This window comes from Novipirellula aureliae (assembly GCF_007860185.1).
In the GTDB taxonomy this organism is placed as follows: domain Bacteria; phylum Planctomycetota; class Planctomycetia; order Pirellulales; family Pirellulaceae; genus Novipirellula_A; species Novipirellula_A aureliae.
This window is the reverse complement of record NZ_SJPY01000009.1, coordinates 162384-188219: the sequence shown is the minus strand read 5'-3', so window position 1 is coordinate 188219 and position 25836 is coordinate 162384. Positions and strand designations below refer to the sequence as shown.

Genomic DNA, 25836 nt, shown 5'->3' with positions numbered 1-25836 from the left:
CCTCGGTTTTTGCCCCGGTCTGTTTCGCCCCAGTCTGTTTTGCCCCAGTCTATGGTGAAGCTCGTTTGTCAACAAACCGTGATAGCCAACAACGCAGGACGCAATCGAGAAAGGGGTAGGAAATCGAGCAATGAATTTGTAGCGACTCGTCCACAGGAAGGATACCGAAATCAGCCTCCACCGCTCACCCACCTCAGGGGTACTCAAAACTTGCTGTTTCCATAAAGAATCATTTACGCAGTTGCTTGGTAGCCCTGAATTGGAAAGGTTTGGAAACTGGAAAATTCTTTACAAAATACCGCTTTGCTCTGTCCCGTTCGATCAAGAGAGGACGCATTGGACCTCTAGTGGGTTCCATTCCGCTCCACCCGAAGGAACGCGATGCCTGCAGAACCACAACTCCCAATTGGTGAATACGGCTTCCATTGGACTTCGTGACAAAGGCGATCAAGAAGTGTCCTAGGTTTACATCGTCTTAGCCATTGGCTCCGAACTGTTTAACGAAACCCCTTCAAGGAAGAAACGATGTTAGTCCTATCACGAAAAATCGGCGAGCGAATCACGATTGGCGACGACGTACAAATCACGATAACCCGAATCGCAGGCGGACGGGTGACCATCGGTATCGACGCGCCAAAGAGTGTCACCGTACGCCGCAACGAACTAGCGATTCAAAATCATGAGTCCTCACCCCGTTTCAGCGGAACACTTGGCCTGCCTGGTCAGCGTCGTGCTCCTTTGATTGAAGACGTTTCGAATGTTTGAGGCGTTTCGAACGCCGTCGAGACTTACGATTGTATTGTCAGCTTGCCAACACAGCAGCCAAACGTTTCGAGAGTAAAACCACAGGCCCAAAAAATGGAACGAGCGGCCATGGTGCATGTGATCGGCCCCCAACGGTCATGAGGCATCAAAGACAGCCTCAAGTCATCTCCTTTCGGAAACGCAAGGTTGTCGCATCAAGGCAATTGCTTCGCCGTCGTAATCGCAGGAGAAACCGATCACCGAAACCGTAGCTCCGCCGATAAACAACCAATCTGGACAAGCCAACTATTTTGTCAAAATCAGCTTTCCCTGCCGGGTCAGACGCAGACGATAGAGCTGCCCCTCGTGCTCAATCCAAACCTCCTCTCCACAGCGAGCCAGTTCATTGAAGTGAACAATTTTCGACTCAATTTGGCGGATTGCCGAATCGTTCGATTCGGTCGTTCTTCTAGAATCGCCATCAGAACTGCTCTCGCGTTTCTGCATAAATCATTTCTCAGTCATACTTTAAGGTTTAACACTCTTTTTACACACACAGTATTGCGTAAAATCAATTTTGCCGCAACACTTACTGAGAACGATTCGCAGTAGCAATTCGCGTCCCTCCCGGCAATAGAGTCGTTCGACGCCATCGAAACGCAGATTGATAACGGTTGTTGGCACAGCTTGTGCATTGCCTGAGCAATACCAGAGTTCCGGAGGAATTCGGCCTCACGGCATTTGCTGCGTTTTACCCGTTGGAGACCGTGGCTGACGGCCGCAGGCGAATCCTAAACCATCCACAATCGGAGAATCCCCCCATGAGTCAACGACGGAATTTTCGCCTCGAGCGACGGATTTTTGTCACCACGATCGCTTTGCTGGTTGTCTGCGGAACAACGTTCGCCCAAGACCTTGCGCCGGTAGAAAGGGCTCCGGTTTCTAAACGGGAGCAACAGCGACGCGAAGTCGTCGACAAAGCCCTCGCCTATTTGGCGAAAGAAGGCCAATCCAATGCCGGAACGTTCTCGGACAAGGTCGGGCCAGGAGTGACGGCTTTGGCGATCACTGCGGCCCTGCGAAATGGAAAAACGACGGATGATCCGATGGTGGCCGAGGGCTTGATGGCCTTGGAGAGCTTCATCAAGCCCGACGGTGGGATTTACGGCAATGGTCGACTAAAGAACTATGAAACCTGCGTTGCGATGGTTTGTTTTTCCGAGGCAAATCAAACGGGTAAGTACAATGAAACCTTGAAGCGAGCCAAGGAGTTCGTCACAGGAATGCAATATGGCGAGGCGAAGCGTGATCCGTCTGACCCTTGGTATGGAGGCGTTGGCTATGGCGGGGCGGGACGTCCTGACTTGTCTAACACCGGTTACTTGATCGAAGCTCTTCGGGCAGCCGAATCTAGCCCCGAGGATCCGGCGATCCAACGAGCATTGGCGTTCGTTTCACGTTGCCAGAATCTTGACAGTGAGTATAACGACACTCCGTTCGCGGCTAAGGTCGACGACGGCGGGTTCTATTACGAAATCCCCACGACGAAGATCGACCCGAGCACGTCAGAGGAGCGTTACACGCCAAATGGAGGTTTGCGCAGTTACGGGTCGATGGGTTACACGGGACTGAAGAGTATGATTTTTGCAGGGTTGACGAAAGAGGATCCGCGAGTGAAAGCGGCATTGCAATGGATTACGGATCATTACAGCGTCGAGAAAAACCCGGGGATGGGCTCGGCTGGATTGTACTATTACTACCACACGTTCGCGTCAGGCTTGAACGCTGCCGGAATCAAGATGTTAAAAGACGCCGACGGAGTCGAGCACGACTGGAAAGCAGACCTTATTGCCGAGCTAGCCAAGCGTCAAAACGAAGACGGTTCGTGGAGCAATGACAATCAACGATGGTTCGAGAACGACAAGAACCTAGCAACAAGTTTTGCATTGATGGCGTTAGCATATTGTAAGTAACGTAGCACAGGCTTCCAGCCTGTGAATTCACTCGCGCCATCGTGGCACAGGCTTCCAGCCTGTGAGTTCACTCGTGTCATCGTGGCACAGGCTTCCAGCCTGTGAATTCACTCGTGCCATCGTGGCACAGGCTTCCAGCCTGTGATGGATTGTCGTCATGCCGTCAAACATCTCCCCCTTTTTCACAGGCTGGAAGCCTGTGCCACATTACGTCATGTTACAATCAGATATAAAAGCTAGCTGATGTTGATTCTCTCACAGGCTGGAAGCCTGTGCCACATTACGTCATGTTACAATCAGATATAAAAACTAGCCGATGTTGATTCTCTCACAGGCTGGAAGCCTGTGCCACATTACGTCATGTTACGATCAGATATAAAAGCTAGCTGATGTTGATTCACTCACAGGCTGGAAGCCTGTGCCACATTACGTCATGTTACAATCAGATATGAAAGCTAGCTGATGGTGATTCACTCACAGGCTGGAAGCCTGTGCCACATTACGTCATGTTACAATCAGATATGAAAGCTAGCCGATGTTGATTCACTCACAGGCTGGAAGCCTGTGCCACGATTGAAGGCCAATCCATGATTGACGAAGGTCTCTTCCGTCGCCGTAATTTGCCGCACATTGACGTTGATGGAAAGCCATATTTTATCACTGGCTGCTTAGCTGGAAGCATTCCGGCCTCTGGCATGAGTCGAATTCGATCGTACCGCCAAGAATTAGAGCAGAGAAGCATTCCCAACAATATGGCGTGTCAAGAATGGGAAGAAAAGAAACACAAACTTGTTTTTAGGCTGGTTGATTCGATCCTAGATGGTGAACCCGCGGTAAAACACTTGGAAGACGACCGGCTTGCGGACATCGTACAGAATGCTTTTTCGCATTTTGCGGGTGAACGATACCAACTCTTTGCCTACGTTGTCATGCCCAGTCATCATCATTGGGTGTTCTTGCCTGATCCAGATTGGAGTGACGCGTTTTTGAAACAGCAACTGAGCAAATGTAGGCAACAAACACCACGCGAATCCATATCGCATAGTATTCAAAGTTTTACAGCCACGCGATGCAATCGTATTCTCGGGCGAACAGGTACATTTTGGCAGGACGAAACATTCGATCATTTTGTTCGCAACGAAACCGAATTGCTACGAATCATTCATTACATCGAGAACAATCCGGTTGTCGCTCGCTTGTGTGAAAAACCAGAAGACTACAAACACTCATCGGCATCCATTCGCAAGAAGCGGGGCATCGAAGCGGGGCAACCGATCAGCCGTGGCACAGGCTTCTAGCCTGTGGCCCCTAACCCTCACAGGCTGAAAGCCTGTGGCACATACAAGCATCACAGGCTAGAAGCCTGGGCCACTAACATGAAACGACTCTGGTTAATTCATCTGACTTCACTGATCGCGATCGCGATTTGGGCAGTGTCGGACCCGTTGTTCGAAACGACCATTCAGTATCGAGGTCTGAGTGATGCTTCCCAAAATGTCGGTTGGATTCGCGTAGCCAGTTTCACGCTCGTTGTCATTTTCGCAATCGGCAGTCTACTGGCGTTGCTATTTCAAACGTTGAGCCGACGCAGCGCCCCGCGGCATCGCTCGACCCGTCAACTGCTGGCCATCACCACCGTGATCGCCGTTTGGTTTTCTTTCGCTCTGTATCACGACGCGATCGCTTGGCAAGGCAAACGACTTCGCTTCGCCACCCGTGTCGATGAACTCGAAGCGATCGTAGCTCCCCTACGTTACGAATGGCCAGACCGCGATGGAGAGCTTCGTGGGATCGGTCCTTTCATGGCCTATCCGTTTGGTCGTCCCACGACGCTCCTGCTGTTGGAAGCGCCGCGGGTCGCCGAGCGATCGGTTTACGTCAGTGCTGTCGAACGATCGGATACCGGAGCAATCAAATTGCAACTGACCGGCACCGACGGCGGCGACTGGGCCGAATGGCATCCACCCGGCAGCCAACCATCCTCCTTCACCGGAGGCCTCGCAGATTCCCACGAGCTTCAATCGGCCACATCGATCGGCAACGGTTGGTACTTGGTGCGTTACAGGGCGTAACGTGCCCTTAACATAGCAGGAGCGTCAACGTTGAAATTCGCCAGGAAAAATCGAGTCTCACTATCGAGAGAGTGCTTTCGTTCGTTGTTGATCACAGATTTTCTGCATCGAGTCACTCGGAAGAGAAGCAAACCAACGATCGAGTGCCGCTGGGTCACCGTCATCCACGTCAATCCGATCAAACATGCAGTCGGCACCGACCCATTGTAGCCATTGGTCGAGCTGCCGGCCAAAGGCACAGTAATCATCGTAGCTGCTATCGCCGAGTGCGAGTACGGCATAATGCACGCCCGACAGGTCGGGTGACTCGGCCATAACGGTATCAGCGAACGCGATGGCATGTTCAGGCGGATCGCCCTGACCAGCGGTGCTGACGATAAACAGGACTCGTTCGTATTGCAGAAGAGCGTCAAGCGCGACCTCGTCGATTGGCAACCGTTCAGCCAGTTCACCGCTCGTTTGCAATCGTAAAACCGTTTGCTTTGCAATCTCTTCGGCAAACCCCGTCTCCGTAGCATAGATGACTCGCCATTGTGCCCGCGTCGGCGGGGGGTGAGCCGAAGCTGGCTTTCGTGATGACCACCAGATCAAAACCGCAAAGGCAACGAGGATGATCATAGCGATGAACCAACGATCCGCGCGAGGTGTCGCGATCCACCAAACACCGTCGCTCCAAGTTGCGAACAAGATGCCCACAACTGACAGACTCATTAAACAGAAAACGTTTACGAGTTGGGTGTCCAATCGACCATGCATGTTGAATTCCGATCCGCAGGTACGTGAAAATCCCTAGTGGCACAGGCTTCCAGCCTGTGAGCGTTACCCAGCACAGGCTGCCAGCCTGTGTGTGTGTTGCGTAGCACAGGCTTCCAGCCTGTGTGTGTTGCGTAGCACAGGCTTCCAGCCTGTGAGTGTTGCGTAGCACAGGCTTCCAGCCTGTGAGTGTTACCCAGCACAGGCTGCCAGCCTGTGTGTGTTGCGTAGCACAGGCTTCCAGCCTGTGAGTGTTACCCAGCACAGGCTTCCAGTTCGTGTGTCGGCCATCACAGGCTGGAAGCCTATGCCACTTGTTATTGAGGCAGCACTTCCACGGTTGCGGCGTAACCGAGACGTCGCGTTTGTGCTTGCGGAACGCTCGTATCCTTGTCTTGGGCACTCGATTCGATCCAGTACATACCTGGATTTGACCACGTTACGGAGAACTCGCCATTGGCATCCGTCGTCACAATCTGTTCCTCTTGCCTGTCGCGATAGCGAGTCTCACCACGAATCACGGTGACGTCCAGTCCCTTGGCAGGTTTGCCGTTGACGACCAATCGGAACGTCGCTTTTTCACCAACGTAAAGGTCGTTAGGATGGCTGACGGGAAGGAGTTCGACACCTTCACCGGTCGGTTTGAGCGAATCGGTTGTCGGCGGCCCGTTGGTGACAAAGGTTTCGATCCGTCCGACACTTTCGGTGACTTGTAAGTTCGTCGCTTCCAAGGGAATCTCGGCCGTAAGATTCTCGGGCTTGCCGCGCCAACGCAGCTGCTCGCCATCGAGTTCATAGCTGGCGAAGACGCCTCGATTGACAAGTGCGATGCGATACGTTCCTCGTTGGGTCAGTGGCAGGTCGAAGACGCTACGATACTTGCCGACCGATTGATTTTGAGCATCAGCGGTACTTCCATCGGGTGCGATAATCTCCAACCCATCGAGTTGAAGCGGAAAATGATTGAAGTAAAACAGATCGTTCGAGACCGCAGCATCGACGGTGACCCAAGGATCGGTCCCAGAAAACACGGTTTGCGAAGGACGCAGCCAAACTTTATGGGCAAAGCTGGTTACGGGAAGCAGCAAAGCAACCAATAGCGTTGAGAGTAGGATTCGAGTCATCGGTTTCTCCAGGGTGGTGAAAGTGGCCAGGCTTCTAGCCTGTGTTCAGCAAGGACGACAGGCTGGAAGCCTGTTTTAGCAAAGTTCACAGACTGGAAGCCTGGGCCACGGTTAAGGTTGAATGGTGAGCGTGATTTCGCCGAGTTCTTCTTTGCCCGCGGCGCGAAGCGTTTTGTTTTGATCAGCCGGCCAGGTGAACGGTATTTCCAGCAGCTCGCGTCCACCAACTTCACGTGCAGCTTCGACGATCAAGTTGTATTTTCCAGGTGCGAGTTTTACCAATCGCGGATCATCGCTGGACAGCGCAACCGTGTGCGTTCCCGCCGGTCGGGTCGCCCCGGAAACGCCATCAACAGGCATTTGCAAACTTCGTCCGCTGCGCCGCCACCATTGCCGCAGATCAGGCAACCACTTCGTGCCGACTCCTTCAGCAGAGTCTTTCATCTGATACCAAACGGCGACGTTCGCAACCGCTTGCTTGTCTTGGTCTTGAATCCACGCCGCAACGTAAGGGCGATGGTATTCAGACACGTTCAATCGCGGAATCTCGATCGTCGTGACGAAGCGGGCGGTTGGTTCATCGCCGTGAACGATACTGGCAAGCAAACACAGGTTTAGTAAACCAAAAAGCAGTGATTTCATCGAATTTCAAAGTGTTGAAGGATGTGGCACAGGCTTCCAGCCTGTGAATGACAAAAACACAGACCGGAAGCCTGTACCACCTAGTGAATCAATAATATCGCCACCAACGCGGGAGCGACGAAACCGAGTGCGACCAACGGCCATGTTAGCCGGCGACGTCGCGCATGCTGAATCAACAACATCAATCCCGTCACACAAAACACGACCGTCGCTAAAGCAAACAAATCCAAAACCCACTTCCACGCGGGCCCGGTATTGCGGCCTTTGTGCAAGTCGTTGAAGTAGGAAATCCAGCCACGCTGAGTCCGTTCAAACTCGACCATCCCTGTCTCACGATCAATGGCCAACCAAGCGTCGGTGCCGGGGCCAGGCATTGAAAGATAAATTTCATCATCGGACCAATCCGCAAGTCGTGAACCGATTGGTTTCTCAAAGCGGTCCGTCAGCCAACTCGCAACTTCGACCGGCAACGTGCCGCTACCGTCAACCTGGATTTGTCGCACCCGATCTTGTAAGCCTTGAGGCATCTCGGCTGTCCGTGATTCGACTTGTGGGTTGCCCTCAATTTGCGAAGCATGATTGAGGGTGATACCTGTGATCGCAAACAACAACATGCCGACTAAACTGACCGCCGAACTGATCCAGTGCCATGTAACGATCGTGCGGGACCACGAAGCAGGGCGTGGCGTTGGTGGAACTTCGTCCGCCGTCCGCATTGGTGCCGATTGAGTCATAGGATCCTTTCACGAGCTCGCATGATCGCGGTGGCTATGGCTGTGACGAAATCGTTTCAACCTCGCGTCCCCGTTTTGTCCAGCTGGCATGCCAAACATCGGCATCGACGGAGTCGGTAACGTTGCGAACACTACCGTCCGCCAAGCAGACCTTCACGAGGCCGGCATGATTGCTGCGAGCTGCCGTGATCTTGGACGACCCGCGAACCATATCTGGAATCTGGCTATTGGGGCTCAGGCGACCGTTCATGACAGGGCCGTTGGGTACGCTGCCGCGTAGCCAGTAGTGATTTCGATCCCCATTCCAACTCGTGATGTAGCTCTGAATGTCGGCAACGTTCCCCGAGTCCGAAAGACTGGCCACCGTGGTGTCCGCTGCAGAGGTGGACGCTCGATAAAAATCGGGATCCATCAAGGGGGTAGGGGTCGCTTGGTCAATGTCTCCACCAATCAACGCTTCGGCAAAGGCAATTGTGTTGCTAGTCCCATCCAAGATGTCTCGGAACCGCACCGTAGCCCCAATCCAACACAGTCCATCCGATTTCACGCCGTTGCCAGGATGGAAGACGCCATCAAGGCCACTGCCTTGATTCATGCTATAGCTTGTTCCGGCAATTTGGATCGATGCGCCTGACGGCATCGTGAGTCCATGCAAGGCAGCGTTGATGTCGCTGGGGCATTCATAAGTGGCAACCCTTGTCCCAGCGGCCACATGAAGATCGGCTGGTAAATCAGCGAGCGCGGGGTGCCCCATGTAGATATCAAAGTCGATCAAATCCTGCAGCTGAGCCTGTTCCAAGAAGGGCAGAATCTTGGCGTGCGGCGAGTAATCGCTTGGATATCCGCCCGGCCACGAGTACCCATTGTTTGGAAAGGCCTCGTTGTACGTCGAAGCGTAGTTGTGAAGTGCAAGACCAATCTGTTTTAGGTTGTTACTGCACTGCATCGAGCGAGCCGCTTCACGAGCAGATTGAACGGCGGGCAATAGCAGCCCCACAAGCACGCCGATGATTGCGATCACGACCAGCAGCTCAACGAGCGTGAAGGCCTGGCGGGCCACCGCAGGGCTTATGCGGCGTGTAGGGGTACGTAGAGACGAATGTCTATAGAGACGTAGCATTGATTTTCTCCAGCCTAGGAAGGCACACGAGGAACGGATCTTTCCCAAAACTTGTTTTTCTGTCACCACCGTGGTGACCTTCAGAGGTTGGGAACGGATCGAACGTGGCTGGCTAGAGGGCGTTGGACGGCCCGTGGCTTGCTTCGTCGATTGAGCGAATCGCTAATGCGAATCATTCTCAATACCCAACATGTTAGCGGTGTTGTTTTTTTACGCAAGCGAGGATGTGAAAATTCTCGTCAATGCGGTTTTCGCCGACCTTATCGCGGCTCTTGTAGCGGCAATCGCCGCGTCTGGTGTTTTTTCGATGATGACTTTTGCCGCATTCCAGCTTCCCCAACCGTTAATCTGAGTGTCGCGAGGCGTCCCAGGATGGAAGCCTATTGCTTTGTCCAGATTTAGCTTCAGGTGCGGCGCCAACGTGCCGGGGGTGATCACCCCCCCCCTTTTCTGCGGCTGGAGACAGAGCGTGGCTGTGGCTTCCAGCCGCAGCGTATTGGGCTAGATGCCCCCAGCCACTCTTTTGCCAAGCCTAAACTCAAGCCTAAACTCAAGCGGAGACAAAGCACGGGACGACGGCTGCACGGGACGACGGTAGCATTTTGCCGACCTATGCCAAAACCGTGTCTTCCGACTCGACCGCCGCCTGATACTGCATCGATAGCGACAGAGCGTTCCCGCACTCGTCAACTTCGAATTGTTTCAAGATTCGGCCATCCTTTAGCACGACGACTCGGTCCGCCCATGCCGCCACGGTCGATTCATGAGTAACAACCACAATCGTCCGTCCTTGTTGGTCGCATAGTGTGCGAAGCAACTTGCAGATCGCTTGTCCGGTAACCGAGTCCAAACTGCCGGTCGGCTCGTCGGCAAGCACGATAGCGGGATTCGCAATCAGCGAACGCGCGATCGCAACGCGCTGCTGCTCACCTCCGCTGAGCGAATCGGGGCGGTGCGTCAAGCGATCCTGAATGCCGAGCTGGTCCGCGAGCTCGCTCACCTCTGACGTGTCGGGCTGTTTGATACCCGCGGCATAGAGCGGGAACAAAATGTTGTCATAGGCGTTGAGCGAAGGAATCAAGTTGAATGCTTGGAACACCAACCCGATACGTTCGCGGCGAAAACGAGTGAGTTTGCTATCACTAAGTTTGTCCAAGTCTTGGTCGGCAACGATCACGGTGCCCGCAGACGGTCGGGTCAGGCCGCTCATTAAATGCAAAAGCGTGCTCTTGCCAGAACCACTCGCCCCCATGACTGCGACAAACGTTCCCTCGTTGATCGTTAGGTCCACCTCAAGCAGCGCGTTGACCGTACGATCTCCTTGGCGGTAAATCTTCGAGACGTTTTGCACGATAGTGATCGGCTCAGGGTTCTTTTCATTCATCCGTTTGGCTTCGGTAGGGTGGTTCATGCCGTAGCCCGGCCACACGCCTGGACCACGATTCCGGTTTGATCGTTCACCCGAACGATTTATCCGGGCTTACACCCCATTTAGCACAGCCCGTACCAAGCCGAGCGAAAATGCCCCGGAGATCATTCGAGTGGCCGCGTTGTCACCCAAAAAACGGGGGAAAACATGGCGAGTTTTGGGCAACCGCCAAGAAGTGACTTTCGGTTGAGCAGGTTCCTGGTGGCGAAAATCTCATCCGAGGCGGCTAAAAATTCGCCTCCCTTCGTGCAGATGCAAATTCCTTGTGGATTGGTGCTTGACGAAAATTTTGCGCTGCTTTAACCTGTTGAGAACCAGTCGCAACAAGTCGACTGGCTCGATAGAAGCAAGCGAGGGGCCCAATAGCTCGATAGCCAGCCACGATCGAACCGACTCTTGAGCATCAACTCGAGGGTATTATCCGTTTCAACCTGTGGTCCTTGCTGGAGTGAGCTATGTACCAAACCGCTACGTCTGTGGAGTCTCGTCTGAACCGTCGAGCTTTCACGCTGGTCGAACTTTTAGTCGTGATCGCCATCATTGGGGCGTTGGTAAGCCTATTGCTGCCCGCTGTGCAAAGCGCGCGTGAAGCGGCGAGGCGAATGAGTTGTTCCAACAATTTGAAACAACTCGGCTTGGGCATGCACAATTTCCATGCGGCCTTCGATGCGTTTCCAACCAGCACCTCGGGTAATGGCGCGCTGCATTACTGGGGTGCTCAGTTGATGCCGTATCTCGAGCAAACGCCATTGGCCGGGATCTATGATTATTCGGTTCGGTACAATGACGTTGGCAATCGCCCAGCGGTACAGACCCCGCTTTCTTATATGAGTTGCCCGAGCACCCCTGGCGGTCCGATTCTAGACCCGCGTTTCAAGCGGGCGACGGGGTCGAGTCCGGAGGCTTGGTCGTCCTATGGTGCTGACTACGCTGGTTCGGCTGGCCCGTATTCCTCCTTATGGAAGGCGCCCAACTATGTGGGAACCGAAAAGCCAACAAACATCGATGGATTTTTCAAAGGCACGACGAAGCCGGGGCAACGAGGGCGTCGCAGCCGTGACATACTCGATGGGCTTTCTAATTCGATCATGTTCGTCGAATCGGCTGGCCGTCCTCAAGTGTGGCAACAAGGCCGCATGCTTCCTGGCTCTGGCGAATTAGAGAGTGCCTCTTCGTTGTACGTCGCCGTGTCGAGTTGGGCAGCGGCCAATTTGTTTGTGGTTCGCGGCTATCGTTATGACGAAACCATCGCAGATGAGTTCTCAAGATGGAAAACGCCAGGCCCGAAAATGATCAATGCATCGAATTACTATTCCACCTATTCCTTCCACCCCGGTGGTGCTCACATCGGTCTCGCCGATGGTTCGGTTCGATTTGTCAGCGAGAGCGTTTCAACAGCAACGATGTGTGATTACTTGACCATCGCAGGCCACGAGGTTAACGGAGAGTTATAGTGAATCAAATGCGTTCACCGGCCATTGGATTGATCGGTCGTCCGAGATCGATATTTATTTTGCTGGCAATGATTTCATCCTATGTCACCGCTGCCAGCGAAAGTACCGAAAAGAAACCACCTCGCCCCGAGCGAACCGAACGCGAGCGAGCGCAGTGGATCGACGAGCTGCGATCGCTGTATACCACAGACCCTCAGCAGTGGCCCGCTCCGTTTGTCGATGAGCCACACCAATGGCGTGAGCTCGGATTGCTTCCGCCTGTCGTCCATCCTACCGATAACCCGCACTCACCTGAAAAAGAAGAACTTGGGAAGATCTTATTTTTTGATCCCAGGTTGTCTGGTAGCGGCCAAATTGCCTGTGCATCCTGTCATGACCCCGATCTTCATTGGGCAGATGGACGCACCACCAGTTTCGGTCATTCCCGCACTCTGCTGACTCGCAATGCCCCCACGATTCGCAACAGCGCGTTCGCGAAAACGTTGTTTTGGGACGGCCGCGCCGAATCGCTGGAGTCACAAGTCATTGCAGTCTTAAACAACCCTAGCGAGATGCGTGCGAATGTTCACGACGTCACCGAACGGCTCAAAACGAGTGATGAATACCGAACACGTTTCCAGGCTTCGTTTGGTGATGACGCGATTACCTTCGAACGAATTGCCCAGGCAATCGCTTGTTTTGAGCGAACGATCGTCGGCGGCCGGTCACGGTTTGATGCGTTCCTCAACGGTAAGATCCCTGAACTCAGCCCATCCGAGCTTGCCGGATTGGATCTTTTTCGCCGTGAAGCCCGTTGCATCAACTGCCACAATGGTCCACTGTTTTCCGATGGCGAAATGCACAACGTCGGACTGAGTTACTATGGGCGTCGGTTTGAAGATCTGGGGCACTACCATGTCAGTGGCGAAGCAGAATCCGTCGGACAATTTCGCACTCCTTCATTACGCGATGTCACACGGACGACGCCGTTAATGCACAATGGGTTGTTCGAGCTACAGGGCGTGCTCAACATGTACAATGCAGGGATGCCAACGCTAAGGCGAAAGGATCACCAACAAGACGATCCCTTGTTCCCAATCAAATCACCTCTACTAAAACCATTGGGATTGAACCAACAAGATCTCGCAGACTTAGCTGCATTTTTGAAAGCGTTGGAAGAACCGAAACTGCGGATTTGGGCTCCCCCTTTGCCAAGCATTCCGCCGACCAACTGACCCGAACGATATTGATTAAATTTCTGATGTTGAATACAAGAGTTGCCTGCGCGATACTGTGGTTGTCATCTGTTTTTCTGACGGGATCGGCACAAGAGAGAATCTTGGAGTCGGGTAAAACGCACCACGGAAGCATCGCCGCGTCAAACGAAGTCGATTCGCTTGAACTTACGCTGTCACCGGAGGATTTTGTACGTGGTTCGGTCGCCGGTGATGAGATGGTTCTGTGGCTTGTCGATGGAGATCAGCGTCGTGTTCGACGGTTGGCAGCTGGCATCGGGTCTCGGCAAGCATTTATGTTTGTTGCTGGCGAAAAGGGTCCTTACTCGTTGCAAGTCAGCGGCCCAGTGGGTCAGAGCTACACGGTGCAACTTAGAGATGTCGTCCCGCTTGCTGATCAATCGCCTCCAGCGAACCCGTTGGCGAGTCCCACGCTACGGAAACTAAAAAAGCATCTGGCTTCCGGTGGCGACACGAGCGATTTTTGGGAAAAAATGCAACAGCAAGGAACCCCTCTCGTTGAAACAACCAACGTGGAACCTCCGCTCGATGCGACCGAAGCATTAATCACCTTTTTGTGGCGAGGTGCGAAACGCAATGTTAGACTTTTCGGTGCACCATCAGGCGATCATGATGAACTCGCCCGGCTCCCTGGTAGCGACATTTGGTACCGCAGTTACCGCGTTCCCAAGACAGCCCGCATCGACTATCGACTAGCACCGGACGTTCCGCAATTTGACGGCACAGCGACCGAGCAACGACGTGCGATTTTGGCGACCGCCCAACGCGACCCATTCAATCCACGGCACGAGCCAACCAAAACGGTTGACATCTACGATGGCGTTTCGATTGTCGAGCTACCCGATGCGCCAGATCCAATTTGGACCACGCCGAACCCCTCTCTACCAACCGGCACGGTCAAAACCTATCGTTTAACGAGTCAGATTCTTGGCAATACACGGGATATTCATCTGTATCGTACGGCCGGTTATCGACCTGATTCGCCCGAGAATGCGATCGTGGTCACGTTCGATGGCGATCAGTATTTGAACGAGATCAAATTACCGCTGATTTTCGACAACTTGGTTGCCGCTGGCAAAATTCCTCCCACCGCAGCGATCATGATCTGCAATCCCAGTCAACAACGCCGCTCTGCCGAATTGCCGTGCAATGACAACTTTGCTCGATTCATAGCTGACGAGTTGATGCCTTGGGTGAACGAACAAGATATCCACGCGGCTAGAGAACGGACCGTTATCGTTGGTGCAAGTTTCGGTGGCCTTGCGTCGGCGTTCCTGGGACTCAAACACCCCGAGATCTTCGGCAACGTGATGAGTCAATCAGGATCGTTTTGGTGGGCGCCCGGCGGTTTTGAAGCGAAGGGTAACGTAGAGTCTCAATGGCTAACTCGCCAATACGTTACGGCTCCACTGCAACCCGTTCACTATTATCTCGACGTAGGAACGTTTGAGACACCGAGTGAGATATTGCCATGTACCCGGCACCTTCGCGATGTGTTGCAGGCGAAAGGCTACGACGTGAAGTACAACGAGTTTGTTGGTGGCCATGGATACTTTTACTGGCGATACAGCTTGGCTGACGGTATCATCCATTTACTTGGTGCTTCGCAGAACGCTGATCAATGATTGTTGTGACAACCAGAAAACGTGCGTGAAGGGAATGCCCGTGCTACTGAGAACGAGCACGTCGTTTCGCTTGCAAGAGTCGTTCGCTATAGGTCAGCTCGGCTTCTTCTTCCACTTCCACTTCTTCTTCGTTGAATTGCGTTACGAAACCCTTCGTCGATCGCTCGGTAGTTGCTTCGCGTTTGGCGTGCTGCAGCGCGTCGAGTCGTTGGATCCGGTCGGTTTCAGGTGGCTGTCGGTTGAAGGGTGTCCAGAACCGGTTGATCCAGTTGAATTGAAAGGCAATCCGTCGCACCAGACAATCGGCGAAGAAGACGCAGCACCCCAGGACCACCATCGTCGGCCAATTGTCGCGGATCGTTTGGATCGCGGGGAGGCCTCTGCGAAAGGGGTTGATTGAAATCGGCTTATCGGTTGATGCATCGACCAGTGGGACGATTTCCGCGTCGCTTTGGTTCATCGTAAGACGGCGGATCAGCGGTTCATTGATTGTCCGGCTACGATACTCGTCATCAGCGGTTACCGTGACGCCTGCGGTCAACGGCGCCTGGGCAGCCCCTGGTGTGACTTGAATAAAATAGACGCCCGCTTGGTCCGTGGGAAATGAACCAACGTATCGCCCTGGAGCGGTTTGGTTCAGTGCCACCGGGACGGGATTCAACTTAGGATCGAGAACAGACGCCGATGGTTCTAAAAAATCGAGATAATCACCGTCTTGGTTGATCGCATTCACAACGATCTGGACTTTCCCGTCTTCAATTCGAGTATGGAGCGTGAAGTCGCCTGTGTCGCCGGTAGGACGCATCAGCCAACGCACCAATTGCGAAATCAGTTTTGCTTTCCCCGGCCAAGCGTTCCAATCGGTCGCCCATCGCTGGCCGGTGTCGGTGGTCCAAACAGCTGATCGCCCTAATCCGAATTGCCAAGCTGCTAGTAGGGGATGATCCGTTTGCATCGGTCCAGGGGCGACGATCAACGACTGTGCCAATGGACTGTCTTTGATCGTGGTCATGACGAAGCCATGCACCGGCGGCACCGCGTCGATGCCTGAAAGGGTTGCGTGGGGGAAGGCGATCGTGGGCTCAACCCCTTGCTGACTTTCAAAGATCAGCGGGCGTGAAACGCGTCGTGTTTCTCGCATCACAATTTGTGGAATCGCTCGTGGTGAATGAACGTGATAAAGTTTTCCATTGCCGCCCGTTGCAATTCGTCGCATCAATTCGACATCCGCATCGGCGCCAATTGCGACAGACGTGATGGTAATATTGGCCTGCGTTGCCTTGGCAACCAAATCGTCGAAATTGGCCGACATTGTCCTGCCGTCGGTCAGCAAAATCATATGCTTCACCGCCGCATCATTGCGAACCAAACTCACCACGGCTTGTTGCATGGCGGGAAACATATTCGTCCCTCCGCCCGTTGCAATCCGACCAATTAGAGGAAACAGGTGCGTGCGATCAGCAACGGTTTGCATCGGAACGATCGGGTGTGCTTCGGAATCGAACGCGGTGATGCCAATGTAATCTCGAGCCCCGAGCGACTGCACCGCTGCTCGTGCCGCCGCCTTGCACAACATCATCTTCTCACCATCCATCGACCCCGAACTATCGATCACTAAGGCCAACGCGCCTACGGCGGCGACTTTCGAGTTCTTGATCTCAAAATCGACCGGCATCGCCCGTTCGATTTCGGTTCCCGTCCATCCCCCCGCACCAAACGAGTCGGGGCCACCGATCATCAACAGACCCGCGCCGAGTTGTTGTGTGTTGCGAACCAGCATTGCGATCTGCTGATCGCTGACGAACGCTATCGAACGACTCGGATCGTCACTGGCACGCGGCAGGTCGGCAAGAATGACGGCGGAGTATGCTTGTAGTTCCGCGAGCGTGCCGAACATCGAATCGGACGCCTGTACCGTGACTTCGATTGCTTCGTCTCGCAATAGATTGGCGATCGATTCCCACTGATTCACTTGCCTTGCCGGCGTGATCATTAACACGCGCCCTTTACCAACGACGTTTACAAACGCGGTCGTGCGATTGTTCTGGTTGCGAGTGTCGCTGGTCGGGTCGCTAGCGATAAACTCAGCCGTGTAGGTGTACGCCCCAGGCCGGTCGATGGTGTGGCGAATCGGGAACACATTGCTTCCTGGTTTCAACTCGATCGGTTCTTCAAGCAACAGCTCCTCATCGCCACCGGCGTTGCGTGTCATTCGCAACCGACCTTTGACCGGATCGCTTGACGCTTTGGATCCGAGTTGTTCGATCAAAACGCGTGTCTCAATCGGTTGTCCGTCACGAATGACCGAGGGGACGTCGAGCCGTTGGAGGATCACGTCCGTCCCCGATTCGGGTGGCACCGTAACGAAATCAATCCCGATCCTGGACGCTACCAAGTTTGCGGCAATTCGCTCCACCTGGCCCCGTGTCTGGTTGCCATCGCTGAACACGACGATTCGCCGCCGGGTATCGCTGGGCATCGACGACGCAGCGAGCCGCAGCGCGTCTTCCAAGTTGGTCGCGTCCGTCCGCAAACCAACTCGGCGGAGTGCCGACCGAAACGGCAAGCCATCATCCAACGGCGGGAGTTCGATAGCAGCATCCGCACCAAACAAGATGACTCCGGCAAGGTCTTCACGACCAACGTCTCGGTTTTCAATCGCGTTTTGCCGAGCATAATCGTACAGTTGACTGCGATAGGCAGGATCGATGCTGTCGGATTGATCGATCACGTACATGACGGTAATGCGATCGGTCATCCTTTGAATTTGGATTCCAGCGATCGCCGACACGATTGCAGTGATGACGATCGAACGAGTCAGAATCGCAAGAACGCAGCGTCCCCGGCCAAGGGACTGCATGCGTTGAAATCCCCACGTTGCAATCAAAGGAACAAGTAATAGAAACCAAAGATAGTTGGGATGTTCAAAGGTAAGTTGCATGTCGTAAAATTTTTCATGGAATTGGGTTGCCTCCGTGGCCTAGGCTTCCAGCCTGGGGTGGGTTGCCTCCGTGGCCTAGGCTTCCAGCCTGGGGTGGGTTGCCTCCGTGGCCTAGGCTTCCAGCCTGGGGACAGTGAGTTGATCTCCCAGGCTGGAAGCCTAGGCCACGGGGCGATGCACTCAATGTACCCAGGCTGGAAGCCTAGGCCACGGGGCGATGCACTCAGTGTCCCCAGGCTGGAAGCCTAGGCCACGGTTGGATGCACTTAGTGTACCCTGGCTGGAAGCCTAGGCCACTTCTTACACAAAATCTCCTCCCGATTGCAGTAGGCTCATCGGCCTCGCGCGGCGTATCGCTAGGGCGGGCCAAGCGGCTGTCAGAATGCCTAATAGACCGACCAAAATCACTCCGCCGACGATCGGCAACCATGGAATCACAAGCGGTGGGTGAAGGCCGCCAAAAAAACTCACATACTGTGCCAACTCGGCTCCACACCACCCGGTCAGAATGCCGAATCCAACGCTCAGTACACCTGCGACCAAGGCGATCATCAAACCCTCGACCAAAATCGCTCGTGCAAGCTCACTGCTGGTGAACCCAATCGATCGTAACACGCCAAACTCCCATCGTCGAACTTGAACCGATGCAACGATCACGTTCAAGACCCCGATGCACGCGATCAATAGCGTCACCAGCGGTAGGACGCTGATCATCCATAACCATCGCTTCGCACCGCCCAGAAGTCGATCACGGATACTTTCAATCGAAACGACCTTCGCACTCACTTCGTCGGAATCGGTTTCGCTAACCTGATTCGCCTGAATGAATCCAGTGATCGACGATTCGATTGCTTCCACATCCGCCGAATCGCCCTGGTAGGAAAACCAAACGTGAGAGGCAACACGCAAGTCAAAATCGGCGGCGACGGAATCGTAGTCGGCAAACACCAACGCGGCGGCACGATGAGTTCGCGGACGCAGTCCCGTCAACTTCGTTTGCCAATGCCAGCCCGGTAACTTCACGGCGCCCACAATCGTGTATTCAACCGTTTCTCCTGCGTTTCGAGGTGGATCGACGGCGATGGTCTCTCCCAACTTCAATCCTGATTCTACCAGAAAATGATCCGGAACAACACACGCATGACCTTGCTGCATTCGCTTTACAGCTTCCTCTGGCGTGCCAGCGACCCACTCCAATTCCAGCAGCGGCCGCTCGCCCGCAAACGCCCCTGCGGGATCAATGCCAACGATGATGACGTTGTCCTGCCGAATCACGGATGGCCGATCGGCACTCCCCATGATGTCGTCGACCAATCGCGGTTGCTCGACGACCAGCGGCAGGCATCGCGAGGCATCGACATCCGAAAGCTCGGTGATGCTCGATACCTGATCGGGCGGTAATCCTGGCTTCATGAGGACCATCGCATCCGGCGTCCAATCGCCAGGAACGAACGATTCCAGCATGGTGAATCCCCAGACTTGGATGCCGACGAAAAGCCCCAGACCGAAGGCCATCGAAACCGATGCACCAACAGAGCGCCAAATGTTACTCGTCACTTGACTAGCCAACAACTTCGGTTCGACATCAAAAACATGAGCAAGCAAGGGACCAAGCAAACGGTCAACGAAGACGACGATCGACGGGGTGAGAACAACGAATCCTATCGTGATGCAGGCGAAGCTTGCCGCCATCGCCAACCCTATCCTGTCTTCGCTAGGTGGAATCACGAACGCGATCAGCGGACCGACCGCAAGCAGCACCAGGCCGATGATGACGGTCGGAATCATGAATGGCGGGATTTGATCGTGACACATGTTTCCCGCCTGGGTTCTAGATACCATATGCTGGAAGCCCATGCCACTGGTCATCGCGTCAATCGGCTTCACGCGGGTGGCTTGATAGGCAGGTACGAGCGATGCCAACATCGCGCCACCAATCGCTGCGATCGTGGCCAACGCGAAACTGCTCGTGCCGACCGCCACACCGTGGTACAGCAGGTCGCCGAACAAACTTTCGGCCACTTTCAGCAAACTCCAACCCAAGGCAACCCCAGCGACAAGCCCCGTGCCACCCAGCACAAGACCTTCAATCAAAATTAGCAATCCGACCTGTCCGCGAGTTAGCACGACCGCCCGCAAGATCGCGTATTGTCGAATCCGTTCAGTCACCCCCATGCTTAGCGAACAGTAGATAACGAGCATTGCGACTAACATCGCGACGCCGGTTGCAGCATACGATTGCATGCGCACATTCTGAGCTGCCGACGCTTGGTCGAGAGCCTCTTCGATCTCGAACGCTTGTTGAAACTGCAAAGGAACCGCATGGTCACTCAATCGAGGAGCCCAACGGAAGCGAAATTGCGTGATGTCGGCATGCGGGTCGACCTTGACGCCAAGCAAACTGATTTGAAACGGTTCGCCGGTGATCCGTTCGGCCAGCGGAATCGAGATGAATGCTTCGCCGGAACTTGGCGACAACACCGGGATACCGACACCACCCGCACCCGGTAACGTTGGTGCGTTGACCATTCCGTCGACTCGCACAACGATGGACGTTTCGCCCGCTTGGTTCGGATGCGGTAGTTCCAACGTCAAGTGATCGTCGATCGAGATTCCGCGTTGATTTGCGACGTCGGCGCGAACGACAATGCTCGGAGTTTCCTCATTTGAGTCGTCGGCAACAATCCAGTTTCCCTCCGCCATCTCGAACGGCGGTTCCGGTGCCTCGGTGGCGATGAACAACAGCGATGGCAGTGGGCTGTGCGAACCCGAACCGGAGCCGCCACGGGCTGGTTGGTCGCTCGGAAGCGGTAAATCATTCAGTTCCAACACGGGGATTCGGCCTGCCCACATCGGGTCGACCGCTTTTACCGCAGGATCGTTGCGCAGCGGAGCGATCGCTTCGGACGGTACAAAGTCGGTCGGCTCGCCGCTGATCGGGGCGATGGCAAGTTCGTATCGACCAAGCGCGAGATTCGCGTATTCGTCATACGTTTTGTGCAACGCTTCGTAACTGCTCGTGACCCAGATCACCATACTGACTGCCGCGGCAGTTGCGAGGATCGTCAAAAGGGTTCGCGATCTACGTTCACGCAAAAAAGCGATGACTAAGTGGATAATCATTGGAAGTTCCATCAACGTCGTTGAACCGCGTTCCCGTCGGGCCGCGAATGGGTCTGAAATCACGAGGCCTTGCCCACGCGGTTACACAAGCACTTCTTGATATTGGCTTGCCACGGTTTGAAGATCGCGTCTGCCATCGGTTTCAAATTCCGCTAAGTTTTCGCCGTCTTTCAAAACGCAAATCCGATCAGCCCACATCGCGACGCGCGGTTCATGAGTGACCATCACGATCGAACGGTGTTGCTCATCAACCAAAGCGCGAAGCAGTTTGCAAATCTCCGTTCCCGTAACGGAATCGAGACTTCCGGTCGGCTCGTCCGCCAACACGATGGCAGGGTTGCAGACCAGCGCGCGAGCGATCGCAATGCGCTGTTGTTCGCCGCCCGAAAGTGCTCCCGGTTTGTGGCTTCGTCGATCCGACATGCCGAGTCGCATGAGCAGTTCGTCCACGTCCGCATCGAGTTGTTTGTTCGCCCGTGCGGGCAAGCGTATGTTGTCTTCTGCCGTAAGACTTGGAATCAAATTGTACGCTTGAAATACGATCCCAAGATTCTGGCGGCGGAATTTTGTCAATGCGGTATCCGAGAGCTGCGACAGATCTTGGCCCGCGATCGCCACGCTGCCCGCGTCGATGTCGATCAATCCAGCGATCGCATGTAGCAGCGTGCTTTTGCCAGATCCCGACGCGCCCATGATTGCAACGAACTCGCCCGGCTGCACGGTCAAACAGACACGATCGAGTGCGATGATTGAATTCGTCCCCTGTTGGTAACGCTTGACAACGTGCTGGGCCACCAATGGAGGTGCAAATGCGGGTGAGTTCAAAGGTTGAGGTTCCTATGCGGGTGTAATAACCATACTCCATTCACAACGCACACATGAAGCCGCGTTGATGTGAACAACGCACCGCGGGATTTCGCCCGCGAGGTAAACACAAGTTAGTTGCTCATGATGGCCTGGACAAGACACGGCGGGCAAACCGCCAACCATGGCGGAAACTTCGCCGGTTTTTGCTTTGCTCAGACGATCAGGACCGAGATTATTGAACGAAATGACAGTCGACAAACATTGGCGCACTTGTTGCATACGTCGTGCCGAAGTCCATTCATCGTGGCACAGGCTTCCAGCCTGTGATTTTGTGGCACAGGCTTCCAGCCTGTAATTTTCATTCGTTCACAGTGGCACAGGCTTCCAGCCTGTGATTTTCATTCGTTCACAGTGTCACAGGCTTCCAGACTACGATTTTCATTCATTCACAGTGGCACAGGCTTCCAGCCTGTGATTTTCATTCGTTCACAGTGGCACAGGCTTCCAGCCTGTGATTTTCATTCGTTCACAGTGTCACAGTCTTCCAGACTGCGATTTTCATTCGTTCACAGTGGCACAGGCTTCCAGCCTGTGATTTTCATTCGTTCACAGTGTCACAGTCTTCCAGACTGCGATTTTCATTCGTTCACAGTGTCACAGGCTTCCAACCTGTGATTTTCATTCATTCACAGTGGCACAGGCTTCCAGCCTGTGAATGAATCCAAATCACAGGCTGGAAGCCTGTGCCACCTTTTTCTTGAGTTTCCATGACAAACCTTCGCCTACTAGCAAAACTGGTTATTTCTCAAACGCGACTTCATCCGGGACGGGCCATCATTACGACGCTCGGGATTATCGCGTCCACGTGTGCGGTCGTTTGGGTCGTTAGCGGCTATGATGCGCTGGTATCACAATTCGATGAGAACGCGGGCAAGTACCTCGGCCGCTATGATGCATTGGTGATCCCCAAAGCGAGCGGACCGCCGGGTTCACCAACGCCAACGATTGACGAATCACTGATTGCAACGCTTGAGCAGGACGCGGGTGTGTTGGAGGTGAATCCAATTAGCAATTCGCGAGTTTCAGCAGCACGGGTTGGAGGATCTTCTGACGGAGACGAATCGGAATCATCATTGGGGTTGCTCATCGGTGATCGCCCCCCGGTCAACGGAGCACCTCCGATAGGCCCGACGATGGTTAGCACCCCAGCGACGGAAGAACCTACTACCTTGATTGCTGGACAATGGTTAAGCGACACGAACCGTAGCCTAGGCTTCCAGCCTGAGACCCCCAGCACCCAGGCTAAAGGGCGAAGCCACGAGAGTGCGTTTGAGGCCGTCGTTGGCGAAGATGTCGCCAAGGAAATGAAGTTGTCCGTCGGCGACGAGTTGCGTGTGACAACGTTTGGCAATCAAGTGCAATTGAGAGTCATTGGCATCGTTGAGCAGGCTCCGGAAGCCCCATCGCTGCGACCAAGTGGGCGAGGCCGCGGCCCAAGCCCCCAGTCTGGGGAAAAGCGGAAAGCGCCAGGCGGGAAGCCCAGCGCTCCCACAACACCAAGCATCGGGCTTCCAAGCGGTTTCACTCAAGGGATCGCGACGAGCGCTATCTACGTCCGACCCTCGGTCGCCGCGATCATCAACGGCTATCCCACGAAACCGCAAACACTACAAATTGCCATTCGTGACACGGTAACGATCGAACAATTCCGCAATGTCTGGCAAGACAAATTGGCCGCGAACCACCCGCCCCTTCAACTCGTTGACTTCTCCGCCGTCCGCAGCGGTTTGGAAGCGAGCGGTAGCGTTTCCAGCCAACAATCGCAAGCCTGGGCGGCAACCGGCATGGCGTCGCTCGCGGCAATTTTCATCATCTTTTCAACGCTCAGCATGGGCGTCAGCGAGCGGGCACGCGAGTTCGCGATGCTGCGCGCGATCGCACTGACGCGCACACAAATTGCAGGCATCATTGCGATCGAGAGCTTGCTGTTGGCGTCGGTCGGCTGGCTCGGTGGTCTCGCTGCGGGCTGGTTCTTGGTACTCTTGGGCAGCCAATTGCTACCCAGTCTATTCGTCTCCGGTGCAGTGCTTGGTTGGGGCTGCGTGGCACTTACCGGCCTGACTGTTTTCGTCGGGGCAATCGGAGCGGCAGTCTTGCCCGCGTGGCGCGCGATGCGCATCCAGCCACTCGAGGCAATGACAAGTGGCACAGGCTTCCAGCCTGTGAATGAATCCAAATCACAGGCTGGAAGCCTGTACGACGAATCTAGATCACAGGCTGGAAGCCTGTGCCACGGTTCCAAATCACAGGCTGGAAGCCTGTGCCACGGTTCCAAATCACAGGCTGGAAGCCTGTACGACGAATCTAGATCACAGGCTGGAAGCCTGTGCTACGGTTCTAGATCACAGGCTGGAAGCCTGTGCTACGATGGCAAATCACAGGCTGGAAGGCTGCGTTACGCGTTGGTCGGACTGCTGTTGGTCGCCTCCACTCCCGCCATCGTGTTTTTGTTACCCATGTCGGATGCGTGGCGAAAATGGTGCTATTCTTTCGTCACCTATCCAATGCTATTGCTTGGAATCCTCATGCTGGCTCCCATGATCGTGATGATTTGCGAACGCGCGTTTGCTCCTGTTGTGACCGGCCTGTTGCGATTGGACCAACGTATGATCAAGACCCAATTGTCGAGCAATCTTTGGCGAAGCGTTGGTGCAACGTTGGCACTATCGGTTGGCCTGGGCTTGTACACTTCGACTCAGATTTGGGGCTATTCCATGTTGGTGCCGTTCACGCCCGGCGACTGGCTGCCGGATGCGCTCGTCGCGTTTCATCCGATCGGGCTGGAAAAAGATGACGAGCAACGGATTCGCCAAGTGGACGGAGTGAATCCGGATCAAGTGATGGCTCTGGCAATTGAGCAAGCAAAGTTTGACTGGGGTGATGCAGGACCACCCGAAAGACTCAAGATGGGTGGAGACAATGGGATCGTTTGCGGGATCGATCCGGTTCAAGCATTTGGTGGTAAATCCCCGATGTTGCCGGTGACGTTTGTCGCAGGAGATCGCGAAACGGCAATCAAGTCACTTTCCGATGGCGATGCCTGCGTGATCGCGGAAGATTTTTCAATGGCCACCGGGTTGGGCGTCGGCGACTCGGTGACGTTCATTCCACCAGCGGCCGGAGACCAACGGGTGACATACCGAATTGCAGCGGTAGTATCGCTTCCGGGTTGGCAATGGGTAACGAAGTTCTCGGGAGTTCGCCGCCACTTCGTTCGAACAGGGACCCTCCTGTTCGCAAGCCGCAAGGATGTGCGCACGGACTTCGCATTGCCGCACACCGAGTTTTTCTGGCTTAATTTCCGTGGCACAGGCTTCCAGCCTGTGAACCCAACGAATCCCCAGGCTGGAAGCCTAGCCCACATCGAAGCCGCTTTTCAGTCGATCGCTGAAAGACACGCGGGCAAGACGTTCACCGCTGATGGCGTGGGCGAAGTAAATGCCTATCGTCCCTTTGCTCGCATGACGGCAACCGAGGATGTCAAGAAAGCGATCAAGATACGTGCAGACGATATGATCTGGGGGATGAGTTATCTGCCTCTGATCACCTTAGTCGTGATGTCCTTGGCCGTGGTCAATACGATCATTGCCTCCGTTCGCTCACGAACATGGGAACTCGGCGTGATGCGATCGATTGGAGTGACACGAAGTCAACTCGTCCGCCTAGTGATCGCCGAAACGATCCTGATTGCTGTGGCCGCGTGTGTACTTAGTTTGAGCTTTGGATTGATCGCTGGTTGGTGCGGTGTCGGCATGGCCAAGTTCGGCGGTTGGTTTGCAGGTCCACCCACGTTTCTAATTCCCTGGAGACATTTAGCTTTCGGGTTCACGCTCACGCTCACGCTCTGCCTATTGGCCGGAATCTGGCCCGCGATCAAGATCGGCCGCGCCGAACCGTTGGAGTTGCTGCAAGCCGGCCGAAGCGTGCAGTAAAGTGATCGGCACGCCCGCTTCCAAGATTCGCATCGCGTTTGTATCCGTCACGACGTTTAGCGAAATCT

At 54.5% G+C, this 25836-nt stretch carries 19 protein-coding genes; 9 read left to right on the top strand and 10 right to left on the bottom strand.

Annotation, left to right across the window (positions count from 1 at the left end):
• Positions 1 to 525 precede the first annotated feature (525 nt).
• The gene (locus tag Q31b_RS24505) at positions 526 to 765 is read left to right on the top strand and encodes a carbon storage regulator (RefSeq protein WP_146602282.1); all 240 of its coding nucleotides are present in this window, start codon (positions 526 to 528) and stop codon (positions 763 to 765) included.
• Positions 766 to 1050: 285 nt separating this feature from the next.
• Here the strand turns inward: Q31b_RS24505 and hemP are convergent, their stop codons facing one another.
• On the bottom strand, positions 1051 to 1251 hold the full coding sequence (gene hemP / locus Q31b_RS24500) for a hemin uptake protein HemP (RefSeq protein WP_146602281.1): 201 nt from the start codon (positions 1249 to 1251) through the stop codon (positions 1051 to 1053).
• A gap of 314 nt (positions 1252 to 1565) precedes the next feature.
• Between hemP and Q31b_RS24495 the strand changes: the two genes are divergently transcribed.
• From Q31b_RS24495 to Q31b_RS24485, 3 genes are all read left to right on the top strand, one after another.
• Complete coding sequence (locus tag Q31b_RS24495) at positions 1566 to 2717, top strand: prenyltransferase/squalene oxidase repeat-containing protein (protein ID WP_146602280.1); 1152 nt, start codon at positions 1566 to 1568, stop codon at positions 2715 to 2717.
• Between the two features lie 587 nt (positions 2718 to 3304).
• Entirely contained in the window at positions 3305 to 4015 is a 711-nt protein-coding gene (locus Q31b_RS24490) for a transposase (RefSeq protein ID WP_231617826.1), read from the top strand.
• A 78-nt stretch (positions 4016 to 4093) separates the two neighbouring features.
• The gene (locus Q31b_RS24485) at positions 4094 to 4789 is read left to right on the top strand and encodes a hypothetical protein (RefSeq protein ID WP_146602279.1); all 696 of its coding nucleotides are present in this window, start codon (positions 4094 to 4096) and stop codon (positions 4787 to 4789) included.
• Positions 4790 to 4849: 60 nt separating this feature from the next.
• Here Q31b_RS24485 and Q31b_RS24480 read toward each other — a convergent pair whose 3' ends face one another.
• The 5 genes from Q31b_RS24480 to Q31b_RS24460 form a co-directional block, all read right to left on the bottom strand.
• A complete protein-coding gene (locus Q31b_RS24480) occupies positions 4850 to 5545 on the bottom strand; it encodes a flavodoxin domain-containing protein (protein ID WP_231617825.1) in 696 nt (231 codons plus the stop codon).
• A 314-nt stretch (positions 5546 to 5859) separates the two neighbouring features.
• Complete coding sequence (locus Q31b_RS24475) at positions 5860 to 6666, bottom strand: DUF4198 domain-containing protein (protein WP_146602278.1); 807 nt, start codon at positions 6664 to 6666, stop codon at positions 5860 to 5862.
• Positions 6667 to 6777: 111 nt separating this feature from the next.
• A complete protein-coding gene (locus tag Q31b_RS24470) occupies positions 6778 to 7308 on the bottom strand; it encodes a DUF2271 domain-containing protein (RefSeq protein ID WP_146602277.1) in 531 nt (176 codons plus the stop codon).
• Positions 7309 to 7388: 80 nt separating this feature from the next.
• On the bottom strand, positions 7389 to 8024 hold the full coding sequence (locus tag Q31b_RS24465; RefSeq protein WP_146602375.1) for a PepSY-associated TM helix domain-containing protein: 636 nt from the start codon (positions 8022 to 8024) through the stop codon (positions 7389 to 7391).
• Positions 8025 to 8076: 52 nt separating this feature from the next.
• Entirely contained in the window at positions 8077 to 9162 is a 1086-nt protein-coding gene (locus Q31b_RS24460) for a DUF1559 domain-containing protein (RefSeq protein ID WP_146602276.1), read from the bottom strand.
• Between the two features lie 190 nt (positions 9163 to 9352).
• On the opposite strand from Q31b_RS24460, the gene Q31b_RS28670 reads away from it, so the two are divergent.
• Positions 9353 to 9514 carry a hypothetical protein gene (locus tag Q31b_RS28670; protein WP_197172270.1) on the top strand — a complete coding sequence of 54 codons (162 nt, stop codon included), beginning with the start codon at positions 9353 to 9355 and terminating at the stop codon, positions 9512 to 9514.
• A gap of 258 nt (positions 9515 to 9772) precedes the next feature.
• Here the strand turns inward: Q31b_RS28670 and Q31b_RS24455 are convergent, their stop codons facing one another.
• Entirely contained in the window at positions 9773 to 10546 is a 774-nt protein-coding gene (locus Q31b_RS24455) for an ABC transporter ATP-binding protein (RefSeq protein WP_146602374.1), read from the bottom strand.
• Between the two features lie 500 nt (positions 10547 to 11046).
• On the opposite strand from Q31b_RS24455, the gene Q31b_RS24450 reads away from it, so the two are divergent.
• From Q31b_RS24450 to Q31b_RS24440, 3 genes are read left to right on the top strand one after another with little or no spacing between them, the layout of a single operon-like run.
• Positions 11047 to 12045, top strand: coding sequence for a DUF1559 family PulG-like putative transporter (locus Q31b_RS24450; RefSeq protein ID WP_146602275.1), 999 nt, complete (start codon positions 11047 to 11049; stop codon positions 12043 to 12045).
• Positions 12046 to 12053: 8 nt separating this feature from the next.
• A complete protein-coding gene (locus Q31b_RS24445; RefSeq protein ID WP_231617824.1) occupies positions 12054 to 13259 on the top strand; it encodes a cytochrome-c peroxidase in 1206 nt (401 codons plus the stop codon).
• Between the two features lie 26 nt (positions 13260 to 13285).
• Positions 13286 to 14905: an alpha/beta hydrolase gene (locus Q31b_RS24440; RefSeq protein WP_146602274.1), complete on the top strand. Its 1620-nt coding sequence runs from the start codon at positions 13286 to 13288 to the stop codon at positions 14903 to 14905.
• Positions 14906 to 14948: 43 nt separating this feature from the next.
• Here the strand turns inward: Q31b_RS24440 and Q31b_RS24435 are convergent, their stop codons facing one another.
• The 3 genes from Q31b_RS24435 to Q31b_RS24425 all read right to left on the bottom strand — a co-directional run bounded on the left by Q31b_RS24435 (position 14949) and on the right by Q31b_RS24425 (position 21794).
• Positions 14949 to 17846, bottom strand: a complete 2898-nt coding sequence (locus tag Q31b_RS24435) for a VWA domain-containing protein (RefSeq protein ID WP_146602273.1) — start codon at positions 17844 to 17846, stop codon at positions 14949 to 14951.
• Between the two features lie 300 nt (positions 17847 to 18146).
• Positions 18147 to 20969, bottom strand: a complete 2823-nt coding sequence (locus Q31b_RS24430) for an ABC transporter permease (RefSeq protein WP_146602272.1) — start codon at positions 20967 to 20969, stop codon at positions 18147 to 18149.
• Between the two features lie 81 nt (positions 20970 to 21050).
• Positions 21051 to 21794, bottom strand: coding sequence for an ABC transporter ATP-binding protein (locus Q31b_RS24425; protein ID WP_197172262.1), 744 nt, complete (start codon positions 21792 to 21794; stop codon positions 21051 to 21053).
• A 749-nt stretch (positions 21795 to 22543) separates the two neighbouring features.
• Between Q31b_RS24425 and Q31b_RS29185 the strand changes: the two genes are divergently transcribed.
• Positions 22544 to 25768, top strand: a complete 3225-nt coding sequence (locus tag Q31b_RS29185) for an ABC transporter permease (RefSeq protein ID WP_231617823.1) — start codon at positions 22544 to 22546, stop codon at positions 25766 to 25768.
• Positions 25769 to 25836 lie beyond the last annotated feature (68 nt).

Bases quoted from the DNA above. Each gene is read 5' to 3' on its own strand.
- Q31b_RS24485 (WP_146602279.1), top strand. From the start codon at position 4,094: ATGAAACGACTCTGGTTAATTCATCTGACTTCACTGATCGCGATCGCG.
- Q31b_RS24490 (WP_231617826.1), top strand. From the start codon at position 3,305: ATGATTGACGAAGGTCTCTTCCGTCGCCGTAATTTGCCGCACATTGAC.
- Q31b_RS28670 (WP_197172270.1), top strand. From the start codon at position 9,353: ATGTTAGCGGTGTTGTTTTTTTACGCAAGCGAGGATGTGAAAATTCTC.
- Q31b_RS24445 (WP_231617824.1), top strand. From the start codon at position 12,054: ATGCGTTCACCGGCCATTGGATTGATCGGTCGTCCGAGATCGATATTT.
- Q31b_RS24480 (WP_231617825.1), bottom strand. From the start codon at position 5,545: ATGCATGGTCGATTGGACACCCAACTCGTAAACGTTTTCTGTTTAATG.
- Q31b_RS24455 (WP_146602374.1), bottom strand. From the start codon at position 10,546: ATGAATGAAAAGAACCCTGAGCCGATCACTATCGTGCAAAACGTCTCG.
- Q31b_RS24440 (WP_146602274.1), top strand. From the start codon at position 13,286: ATGTTGAATACAAGAGTTGCCTGCGCGATACTGTGGTTGTCATCTGTT.
- Q31b_RS24435 (WP_146602273.1), bottom strand. From the start codon at position 17,846: ATGCAACTTACCTTTGAACATCCCAACTATCTTTGGTTTCTATTACTT.
- Q31b_RS24450 (WP_146602275.1), top strand. From the start codon at position 11,047: ATGTACCAAACCGCTACGTCTGTGGAGTCTCGTCTGAACCGTCGAGCT.
- Q31b_RS29185 (WP_231617823.1), top strand. From the start codon at position 22,544: ATGACAAACCTTCGCCTACTAGCAAAACTGGTTATTTCTCAAACGCGA.
- Q31b_RS24460 (WP_146602276.1), bottom strand. From the start codon at position 9,162: ATGCTACGTCTCTATAGACATTCGTCTCTACGTACCCCTACACGCCGC.
- Q31b_RS24430 (WP_146602272.1), bottom strand. From the start codon at position 20,969: ATGATTATCCACTTAGTCATCGCTTTTTTGCGTGAACGTAGATCGCGA.
- Q31b_RS24495 (WP_146602280.1), top strand. From the start codon at position 1,566: ATGAGTCAACGACGGAATTTTCGCCTCGAGCGACGGATTTTTGTCACC.
- Q31b_RS24505 (WP_146602282.1), top strand. From the start codon at position 526: ATGTTAGTCCTATCACGAAAAATCGGCGAGCGAATCACGATTGGCGAC.
- Q31b_RS24465 (WP_146602375.1), bottom strand. From the start codon at position 8,024: ATGCGGACGGCGGACGAAGTTCCACCAACGCCACGCCCTGCTTCGTGG.
- Q31b_RS24470 (WP_146602277.1), bottom strand. From the start codon at position 7,308: ATGAAATCACTGCTTTTTGGTTTACTAAACCTGTGTTTGCTTGCCAGT.
- Q31b_RS24475 (WP_146602278.1), bottom strand. From the start codon at position 6,666: ATGACTCGAATCCTACTCTCAACGCTATTGGTTGCTTTGCTGCTTCCC.
- hemP (WP_146602281.1), bottom strand. From the start codon at position 1,251: ATGCAGAAACGCGAGAGCAGTTCTGATGGCGATTCTAGAAGAACGACC.